This is a genomic window from Fulvivirga sp. (assembly GCF_040220315.1).
Classification (GTDB): domain Bacteria; phylum Bacteroidota; class Bacteroidia; order Cytophagales; family Cyclobacteriaceae; genus Fulvivirga.
The window spans coordinates 1-4903 of sequence record NZ_JAVJUY010000262.1; the positions used below are offsets into that span (position 1 = coordinate 1).

A 4903-nucleotide genomic window follows, 5' to 3' on the forward strand; every position below is an offset into this window, starting at 1 on the left:
ACTTACGATGTTTTGAATGCAGATAACTTGATCCTTAGTGAAGGATCAATTGAGAAAATTGATAACCTATTGAAGAAATAATAATGAGCGTTTTAGTAAAGCCATTGGTTACGGAAAAGGTATCTGCTTTAAATGAAAAAGGCATGTATGGTTTCGTTGTAGATCGAAAAGCCAATAAAGTAGAGATTAAAAGAGAAGTGGAGAAGATGTACGGAGTTACAGTAGAAAGTGTTAATACCATGAACTACTTAGGTAAGTCCAAGTCTAGATTCACAAAGTCAAGAGTTATTACTGGAAGAAGTTCTTCGTATAAGAAGGCAATCGTAACGGTTTCTGAAGGTGATGTAATCGATTTTTATAGCGAAATATAATTTAGCGGAAAATGGCGATTAAAAAATTAAGACCGGTTACACCCGGACAGAGATACAGAGTAGCACCAGGCTTCACAGAGATCACAAAGGATACTCCAGAGAAGTCTTTGGTTGTAACTAAGAAAAGAACTGGAGGTAGAAATAATACTGGTAAGATGACTATGCGCTACATTGGCGGTGGTCATAAGAAAAAATCCAGAATTATCGACTTCAAAAGGAATAAATTCGATGTTCCTGCAACGGTTAAAGCGATTGAGTATGACCCAACAAGATCTGCTCGTATTGCATTACTTTATTATGCAGACGGAGCGAAAGCATATATTATTGCACCCGAAGGACTGAAGGTAGGACAAGAAATAGTGTCGGGAGAGAATGTAGCTCCTGAAGTTGGAAATGCTCTTCCTCTTAGCAAAATTCCTTTAGGCACAATCATCCACAACCTGGAGCTTAAGCCAGGTAAAGGCGGTGCAATGGCAAGAAGTGCTGGATCATACGTTCAACTTTTAGCTAGAGAAGGAAAATACGCTACGATCAAATTACCATCAGGTGAAACAAGAAGAGTATTAGTTACTTGCCTTGCCACTATTGGTGCAGTATCTAACTCAGATCACATGAATGTGAACTTGGGTAAGGCTGGTAGAAACAGATGGTTAGGAAGAAGACCAAGAACAAGAGGTGTAGCTATGAACCCGGTTGATCACCCAATGGGAGGTGGTGAAGGTAAGTCTTCAGGTGGGCATCCAAGATCAAGAACTGGATTATACGCAAAAGGTAAGAAGACAAGAACACCTAAAAAGTATTCAAATAATCTAATCATAAGTAGAGGTAAGAAATAATGGCAAGATCACTAAAAAAAGGGCCTTATATAGACTTTAGGCTAGAGAACAAGGTAGAAGCCATGAATGAATCAGGTAAAAAGTCTGTAATCAAAACATGGTCTAGAAGATCAATGGTATCTCCTGATTTCGTAGGACACACATTTGCCGTACACAATGGCAATAAATTTATACCTGTATATGTAACTGAAAACATGGTAGGACACAAGCTTGGTGAATTTGCACCTACCAGAAATTTCAGAGGTCACGTTGGTAAAAAAGATAAAGGCAAGAGATAATTATGGAGGCAGTAGCTAAATTAAATAACGTACCTACCTCTCCACGTAAGATGAGGTTAGTAGCTGATCTTATCAGAGGTGAAAAGGTGAACAAGGCCTTAAACATTTTGAAGTTTGAGCCTAAACAAGGTGCAGCTAGACTAGAGAAATTATTGTTGTCAGCCATCTCAAACTGGCAGCAGAAAAACCAGGATGTGGATCTTGAGGATGCAGATCTTTTTGTTAAAACTATCACTGTAGATAGTGGTAGAATCTTAAAAAGATTAAGACCGGCTCCGCAAGGTAGAGCACACAGAATTAGAAAAAGATCTAACCATGTAACTCTCGTACTTGACAGTGCGGCTCCACAAACTGAAGAAAAAGTAGAGACTAAAGATAAAAAAGACAAATAATGGGACAGAAGGTAAACCCAATAGCGTTTAGATTAGGCATCGTTAGAGGCTGGGACTCAGCTTGGTATGGTGGCGATACGTTCGCTGATAAATTGGTTGAAGACCATAAAATCAGAAAATACGTAAGTGCCCGTATTCCTAAAGGAGGAATCTCTAAAGTAGTTATCGAAAGAACATTAAAAAGAATCACGCTAACAGTACATACGGCACGTCCGGGCGTTGTTATTGGTAAAGGTGGTTCTGAGGTGGATAAGATTAAAGAAGAGTTAAAGCAGCTTACTGGTAAAGATGTACAAATCAACATCTTCGAAATAAAAAGACCTGAATTAGATGCCAAACTTGTTGGCGAGTCTATCGCTCAGCAGTTACAAGCTAGAATTTCTTACCGTAGAGCAATGAAGCAGGCTATTGCTTCTTCAATGCGAGTTGGTGCTCAAGGTATTAAAGTGAAAGTTTCTGGTCGATTAGGTGGCGCTGAAATGGCAAGATCTGAACAGTACAAGGAAGGTAGAATTCCTCTACATACACTAAGAGCAGATATAGATTATGCGATCAGTGAAGCAAACACTGTATACGGTAAAATCGGTATCAAAGTATGGATCTTCAAAGGCGAAGTTTATGGAAAGAGAGACCTTTCTCCTAATGTTGGAGGTGGTAACCAAAGCCAAGGCGGAGGCGGAAGAAAAAGAGGTGACGGTCCTAAAAGAAGTAGAAAGAAGTAATTAGTAAACGTTGAGTCACGAATAGATGTGACCTAAAGACATAAAGATATGTTACAGCCGAAAAGAACAAAGTTCAGAAAACAGCAGAAAGGCAGAATAAAAGGTATTGCCCAAAGAGGACATACTATTTCTTTTGGTGCATTCGGAATCAAAGCAATGGAGCCAGGATGGATTACTTCAAGACAAATAGAAGCTGCCAGGATTGCAATGACCAGAGCAATGAAAAGAGAAGGTCAGGTATGGATCAGGATTTTTCCTGACAAACCAATAACTAAAAAGCCGGCAGAAGTTAGAATGGGTAAAGGTAAAGGTGCTCCAGAATACTGGGTAGCAGTTGTGAAGCCAGGCACTATTCTCTTCGAAGCAGGTGGTGTAAAAAAGGAATTAGCACAAGAAGCGTTAAGATTAGCGCAACAAAAGCTTCCTTTAAAAACGAAGTTTGTTGTTCGTAGAGATTACGTTGAATAATAGCGATATGAAAAATTCAGAAATAAAAGCATTAGGCCTTGATGAATTGAAGCAAAAGTTGGTAAGCGAAAAAGAAGCTTATAGAAAACTAAAGTTTGCTCACGAGATTTCTCCAATAGAGAATCCTATGAAAATAAGAGAATCCCGCAAACTAATTGCTAGACTACAAACCGAGTTAAGGGCTAAAGAACTTGCAAATTAAAAGTAAGATGGAAGCAAGAAAATTAAGAAAAGAAAGAGTAGGGCAAGTGGTAAGTAACAAGATGGAGAAGTCTATCACTGTTGCTGTTCACAGAAAAGAAAAGCACCCTATGTATGGTAAGTTTGTGAACAAAACTACCAAGTTTACGGCTCATGACGATAAAAACGAATGTGGTATCGGAGATACTGTGCGTATTATGGAAACTCGTCCTCTGAGTAAAAACAAAAGATGGAGATTAGTTGAAATCATAGAAAAGGCTAAATAAAATGGTACAACAAGAGTCAAGATTAAATGTTGCGGATAATAGTGGAGCTAAGGAAGTTCTATGTATCCGAGTGTTGGGAGGTACGGGCAAGAAGTATGCTTCAGTAGGTGACAAAATTGTTGTATCAGTGAAGTCAGCACTTTCTTCAAGTAACCTTAAAAAAGGAACTGTTTCAAGAGCTGTAGTAGTAAGAACAAAGAAAGAGGTAAGAAGAAAAGATGGTTCTTATATCAGATTTGAAGATAACGCTGCAGTATTATTGAATCCGAACGATGAACCAAGAGGTACACGTATATTCGGCCCTGTTGCAAGGGAATTGAGAGAAAAGCAATTCATGAAAATTGTTTCATTGGCTCCTGAAGTACTTTAATAGTAGATTAAGAAGATGAAAAAATTACACATAAAAAAAGGTGACACCGTAAAGGTAATCTCTGGTAACTCTAAAGGTAAAACAGGGGTTGTTCTTGAGGTTGTTACTGATAAAAACAGAGCAGTAGTAGAAGGAGTAAACGTAGTTACAAAACACGTAAAACCATCAGCTACAAAGCCTGAAGGTGGAATTGAAAAAACAGAAGCGGCAGTTCATTTAAGCAATCTAATGCTTGTTGATCCGGCTTCTGGTGAGGCTACCAGAACAGGTAGAAAGCTTGACGATAAAGGCAAGTTGCAGAGATATTCTAAGAAAACTGGAGAAATTATTTAAAATGGCTAGTCCGAGATTAAAAGAGAAATATCAGAAAGAAATTATTCCTGCATTAAAGGAAAAATTTCAATACAGTTCAATCATGCAAGTACCTAAAGTAACAAAGATATGCCTAAACAAGGGTATCGGGGCTGCTGTAGCTGATAAAAAATTAGTAGATGTGGGTGTAGAAGAGCTTACCGTAATCACTGGTCAGAAAGCTATACCTACAATGTCCAAGAAGTCAATCTCTAACTTTAAGTTAAGAGAAGAAATGCCAATTGGTGCAAAAGTAACTTTAAGAGGTGATAAGATGTACGAATTCTTAGACAGACTTCTTTCTATTGCTTTACCGAGGGTAAGAGATTTCAAAGGCGTAAGTGATAAAGGATTTGATGGTAGAGGTAATTATACATTGGGTGTAAAAGAACAAATAATCTTCCCTGAAATCAGTATTGAGAAAGTAAATAAAATCAACGGAATGGACATCACTTTTGTGACCACCGCTGATTCTGATGAAGAAAGTTACGAACTGTTGAAGGCATTCGGTATGCCATTCGCAAGCAAAAACTAAATATTATGGCAAGAGCAGCAGTAAAAGCAAGAGAATTAAAAAGAGAAAGATTAGTGGCAAAATATGCTGCTAAAAGAAAAGCTCTTAAAGAAGCTGGTGATTACGAAGCATTG

The 4903-nt window shown here is 38.1% G+C and carries 11 protein-coding genes and 1 pseudogene; all 12 read left to right on the forward strand.

What is annotated here, in order from left to right:
* Nucleotides 1–83: 83 nt before the first annotated feature.
* Complete coding sequence (gene rplW, locus RLO81_RS12655) at nucleotides 84–371, forward strand: 50S ribosomal protein L23 (protein ID WP_350112058.1); 288 nt, start codon at nucleotides 84–86, stop codon at nucleotides 369–371.
* A gap of 11 nt (nucleotides 372–382) precedes the next feature.
* On the forward strand, nucleotides 383–1207 hold the full coding sequence (gene rplB / locus RLO81_RS12660; RefSeq protein WP_350112061.1) for a 50S ribosomal protein L2: 825 nt from the start codon (nucleotides 383–385) through the stop codon (nucleotides 1205–1207).
* A complete protein-coding gene (rpsS, locus tag RLO81_RS12665; protein WP_205722298.1) occupies nucleotides 1207–1485 on the forward strand; it encodes a 30S ribosomal protein S19 in 279 nt (92 codons plus the stop codon). The genes rplB and rpsS overlap by 1 nt, the downstream gene beginning before the upstream one ends.
* Nucleotides 1486–1487: 2 nt before the next feature.
* Entirely contained in the window at nucleotides 1488–1877 is a 390-nt protein-coding gene (rplV, locus tag RLO81_RS12670) for a 50S ribosomal protein L22 (RefSeq protein ID WP_350112064.1), read from the forward strand.
* Nucleotides 1877–2599, forward strand: a complete 723-nt coding sequence (gene rpsC, locus RLO81_RS12675; protein WP_350112067.1) for a 30S ribosomal protein S3 — start codon at nucleotides 1877–1879, stop codon at nucleotides 2597–2599. The genes rplV and rpsC overlap by 1 nt, the downstream gene beginning before the upstream one ends.
* Before the next feature lie 48 nt (nucleotides 2600–2647).
* On the forward strand, nucleotides 2648–3067 hold the full coding sequence (rplP, locus tag RLO81_RS12680; RefSeq protein WP_350112069.1) for a 50S ribosomal protein L16: 420 nt from the start codon (nucleotides 2648–2650) through the stop codon (nucleotides 3065–3067).
* A gap of 7 nt (nucleotides 3068–3074) precedes the next feature.
* Nucleotides 3075–3269 carry a 50S ribosomal protein L29 gene (rpmC, locus tag RLO81_RS12685; protein ID WP_205722294.1) on the forward strand — a complete coding sequence of 65 codons (195 nt, stop codon included), beginning with the start codon at nucleotides 3075–3077 and terminating at the stop codon, nucleotides 3267–3269.
* A gap of 7 nt (nucleotides 3270–3276) precedes the next feature.
* Nucleotides 3277–3534: a 30S ribosomal protein S17 gene (gene rpsQ, locus RLO81_RS12690; RefSeq protein ID WP_205722293.1), complete on the forward strand. Its 258-nt coding sequence runs from the start codon at nucleotides 3277–3279 to the stop codon at nucleotides 3532–3534.
* 1 nt (nucleotide 3535) lies between these two features.
* Nucleotides 3536–3904, forward strand: coding sequence for a 50S ribosomal protein L14 (gene rplN / locus RLO81_RS12695; protein ID WP_205722292.1), 369 nt, complete (start codon nucleotides 3536–3538; stop codon nucleotides 3902–3904).
* A gap of 15 nt (nucleotides 3905–3919) precedes the next feature.
* Complete coding sequence (gene rplX, locus RLO81_RS12700; RefSeq protein ID WP_350112074.1) at nucleotides 3920–4237, forward strand: 50S ribosomal protein L24; 318 nt, start codon at nucleotides 3920–3922, stop codon at nucleotides 4235–4237.
* A gap of 1 nt (nucleotide 4238) precedes the next feature.
* Nucleotides 4239–4790, forward strand: a complete 552-nt coding sequence (gene rplE / locus RLO81_RS12705; protein WP_350112077.1) for a 50S ribosomal protein L5 — start codon at nucleotides 4239–4241, stop codon at nucleotides 4788–4790.
* A gap of 5 nt (nucleotides 4791–4795) precedes the next feature.
* Nucleotides 4796–4903: pseudogene (locus RLO81_RS12710) on the forward strand (30S ribosomal protein S14); the annotation flags it as partial.

Coding starts and splice junctions, on each gene's coding strand:
- rplB (WP_350112061.1), top strand. CDS start 383: ATGGCGATTAAAAAATTAAGACCGGTTACACCCGGACAGAGATACAGA.
- rplP (WP_350112069.1), top strand. CDS start 2,648: ATGTTACAGCCGAAAAGAACAAAGTTCAGAAAACAGCAGAAAGGCAGA.
- rplX (WP_350112074.1), top strand. CDS start 3,920: ATGAAAAAATTACACATAAAAAAAGGTGACACCGTAAAGGTAATCTCT.
- rpsS (WP_205722298.1), top strand. CDS start 1,207: ATGGCAAGATCACTAAAAAAAGGGCCTTATATAGACTTTAGGCTAGAG.
- rplV (WP_350112064.1), top strand. CDS start 1,488: ATGGAGGCAGTAGCTAAATTAAATAACGTACCTACCTCTCCACGTAAG.
- rplE (WP_350112077.1), top strand. CDS start 4,239: ATGGCTAGTCCGAGATTAAAAGAGAAATATCAGAAAGAAATTATTCCT.
- rplW (WP_350112058.1), top strand. CDS start 84: ATGAGCGTTTTAGTAAAGCCATTGGTTACGGAAAAGGTATCTGCTTTA.
- rpmC (WP_205722294.1), top strand. CDS start 3,075: ATGAAAAATTCAGAAATAAAAGCATTAGGCCTTGATGAATTGAAGCAA.
- rplN (WP_205722292.1), top strand. CDS start 3,536: ATGGTACAACAAGAGTCAAGATTAAATGTTGCGGATAATAGTGGAGCT.
- rpsC (WP_350112067.1), top strand. CDS start 1,877: ATGGGACAGAAGGTAAACCCAATAGCGTTTAGATTAGGCATCGTTAGA.
- rpsQ (WP_205722293.1), top strand. CDS start 3,277: ATGGAAGCAAGAAAATTAAGAAAAGAAAGAGTAGGGCAAGTGGTAAGT.